Origin of the sequence: Lonsdalea britannica (genome assembly GCF_946477055.1) — a bacterium.
GTDB classification, from domain to species: Bacteria; Pseudomonadota; Gammaproteobacteria; order Enterobacterales; family Enterobacteriaceae; genus Lonsdalea; species Lonsdalea britannica_A.
The window spans coordinates 1-2993 of record NZ_CAMKXG010000346.1; the positions used below are offsets into that span (position 1 = coordinate 1).

Annotated in this window: 4 protein-coding genes and 1 pseudogene; 4 read left to right on the forward strand and 1 reads right to left on the reverse strand. The window is 47.5% G+C overall.

What is annotated here, in order from left to right:
* From Q7O77_RS16435 to Q7O77_RS16450, 4 genes and pseudogenes are all read left to right on the forward strand, one after another.
* On the forward strand, positions 1-523 hold a 523-nt coding region (locus tag Q7O77_RS16435; RefSeq protein WP_304169770.1), incomplete at its 5' end, for a baseplate J/gp47 family protein.
* Positions 520-1092, forward strand: coding sequence for a YmfQ family protein (locus tag Q7O77_RS16440; protein WP_304169772.1), 573 nt, complete (start codon positions 520-522; stop codon positions 1090-1092). The genes Q7O77_RS16435 and Q7O77_RS16440, both read left to right, overlap by 4 nt.
* Positions 1093-2136 (forward strand): hypothetical protein, encoded by a 1044-nt coding sequence (locus tag Q7O77_RS16445; RefSeq protein WP_304169773.1) that lies wholly within the window; start codon positions 1093-1095, stop codon positions 2134-2136. It begins immediately after the preceding gene.
* A gap of 307 nt (positions 2137-2443) precedes the next feature.
* A pseudogene (locus Q7O77_RS16450) lies at positions 2444-2548 on the forward strand (phage tail protein); the annotation flags it as partial.
* A 49-nt stretch (positions 2549-2597) separates the two neighbouring features.
* On the opposite strand, the gene Q7O77_RS16455 reads toward Q7O77_RS16450, so the two are convergent.
* The coding region (locus Q7O77_RS16455) for a phage tail protein (protein WP_304169775.1) at positions 2598-2993 on the reverse strand (396 nt) is incomplete at its 5' end.

Here is a 2993-nt window from a genome sequence, read left to right on the forward strand (position 1 = left end):
CCGTTTATTGGAGCTAATTCGGCGACCACCTGCGGGCGGAAACCGTTACGATTATAAACGTTGGGCAATGAGCGTTGATGGGGTGACTGGCGCATATATCTATCCTCTGCGTCGGGGGCTAGGTACCGTAGACACCGTAATAACGTCTGCTGATGGATTACCCTCAGATGTCATCATCAAAAATGTTCAGACTTATATTGACGACGTGCGGCCTGTCACCGCTAAAAATCATATGGTACTGGCTCCTACTATCAAAACGGTAAATTTTAATATCAGCGTATCACTAAGCGGGGTTACGCTTGCTAACGCGACGGCCAACATAAAATCAGCGATTGGCGATTATTTTGATAGCCTCCAACCAGGCGATAGCATTATTCGTAGTCAAATAGAAATGTTGATATCGCAAATAACGGGCGTAATTGATCGTGACGTTAATTCGCCGGAAACCAACGTAACCGCTTCTGTCAATGCATCGACGGTTGAATGGCTGCGCGTAGGTGATGTCGAGGTGTCGTCACTATGAATATCCCAGGCTTATTATCGAACTTATTACCTCCCGTGTCATATGACGCTAAGGGGGAGCGGATCACCGCTGAGCTGACGGCCGAGGGGAATGTATTACAAGGTGCTCACGATAAATCCGATGAAGCCCTAAATGCCATCACGCCTTTTTACTCATACGGAATGTTATCTGATTGGGAACGGGTATTAGATATCACACCCGTGGCCGACAGCAATTATCAACAACGCCTAGAAAATGTCCTAGCCAAGATAACAGCAGTTGGTGGGCTATCTATTCCCTATTTTAAACGGCTAGCGAATAGTCTGGGTTATGAAATCACCATAGAAGAACCTCAGCCGTTCAGATGTGGCGTAAATCGTTGCGGTGACCGGTTGAGAATCGAAGATGTTATGTGGACATGGCAAGTCAATGTCAAAGGGGCATCAATAAGAAAATATCAGTTTCGAACAGGTGTGTCTGTAGTCGGTGAACGGTTGATGACCTTTGGTGATCCAGTTATTGAGTCCTTATTCGCCGATTTGAAACCAGCCCACACCTTCTGTTATTTCGTATACGAGGAAAGAAACTAAATGCAAAATTTAATGCCTTTAGTCAATACATCTGATGGTGTATTTCATGATGGTGATCCATCAACAGGCGAGCTGGGCACCGTTGTCCATGCTGAACATATGAACAATCTACAAAGTGCAATTCGAAATACACAGTCAGAATTGATCGATATATTAGCGAACGCAGGGATATCACCGAACTCAGGTTCAGACACTCAACTATTAAATGCACTACAAAAACTATTTCTTCAACCGAAGAACTACTTGTCGGAAATACAATCTGCTGGTTCCGAAGCAATGGCAAGGGCAGTAGAAAATCTAGGTCTAGGTCACGGTTTGACGGGGATCATTGGGGATTGCAGAAATGCAAAAATGGTAGTTTCCTCACCATCGAATATGGCTACCTTTACGGCAGATGAGCTAATCGTTGGGACTGCTTTAGGTGGGCTTCAATATCGTATCGGGAACTTCAACAAAACGATAAACCTAACCATAACAGGCGCTGGTGGCATGGACACTGGTTCATCCCCAAATTGGGGGAATGTAGCTCTGTACGCAATCTACAACCCTACCACAGCGGAAAGTGCGCTACTGGCTGTAGATTCGACGAACTCAGTCCCTTCAACAGTATATTCTGGCGCAAACATGCCCGCCGGTTTCACTGCTTCTGCTTTGGTTTCAATTGTCCCAACCCGACCGGGTTCTGTTTTTGCTCAACTTAGCCAAATAGGAAGGACGATCAGCGTAAGACCTACGCCGGTATTATTCACTTCAACCGCCACAGCAGAACTCACGGCAATAGATATCTCTGGGGGGGTCCCTAAGGGTGCAGTGTCGGTCGCGCTGGTGGGAAACGCATCCATTTCAGGAACGGGTGGTTTGTTTTTGAATATTTACGAAACATCCGTCGGGACAGGGCAGCACCAGATTGCCACCACCAGTACGGGGTTGTCTGCTACGTTTACTGATATTCAACTGCCAGATTCGCAAATGGTTTACGCGACATATGGTCCTGCTGAATCCGGTTTTTTCCAGGGGCTGTCTGTATCTTCTTATAAAATTTAAGAGAGGGGTTGTGCTATGACGACAATTTACGTGCAGTTTTCAGACGAAAGTGAATCAGAAATTGTTTCGCTGTTCGGTAATCCACAAAACGAAGAATTTTGGCCGCATCAGGGAATCGTAGATAGCTCTGATACTCGATATAAACTGTATTACGACAACATGACGGAAATTGCTAGGCAGCATTGGCCCAGCCCTAGTTAAATCATGCTTTTGCGCTATTACGGTTTATTTTGCATTATGAAAAAGCCTCCTTTCGAAGTTACGCTTGCCGATGCAGAAAAAACGCGGCGGTACAGCCGAACGCTACCTTCCTGTCGGCGTTCCGCAGCCGTGGCCGCTGGCAACACCGCCTCAGGGCTGGATAAAGTGCAACGGCGCGCCTTTTGATAAAGCGGCATACCCTAAGCTGGCCGGAAAAGCCGGAATAAGAGAAAGCCCGCATAGCGCGGGCTTTTTTAGCATTAGAGATTCACCATCGAAAGAACATCACTGGCCGTGATGTTGCCGAGTGCTTCGCGCGTGTCCTCGTTTTGTTTCTTCAGCGTCAACGTAAACTCAATTTTTTGGGCTTTACCGTCGGGCATAAACTCGGTGCGGTTTTCGCGAATGTTGGTTACCGCGAACATACCGTAAATCGTGCCTGTGCCTTCAATCAACGGCCACGCTTTGCCGCCATAGGCCATGAGGCGGATAACACTCAGTGACACATCGCCGCCAGTGATTTCAGGGTATAGCGTCCCGGTGAGAGTGATGGTGTCATCGCCCGCGCCGATGTACTGCCACTTAGCGGATTTGCCTACCCGGTTATTGCTTACGTGGCGAAATTCCGTTTGTTGCTCCAGCGACTGATAGGGGGC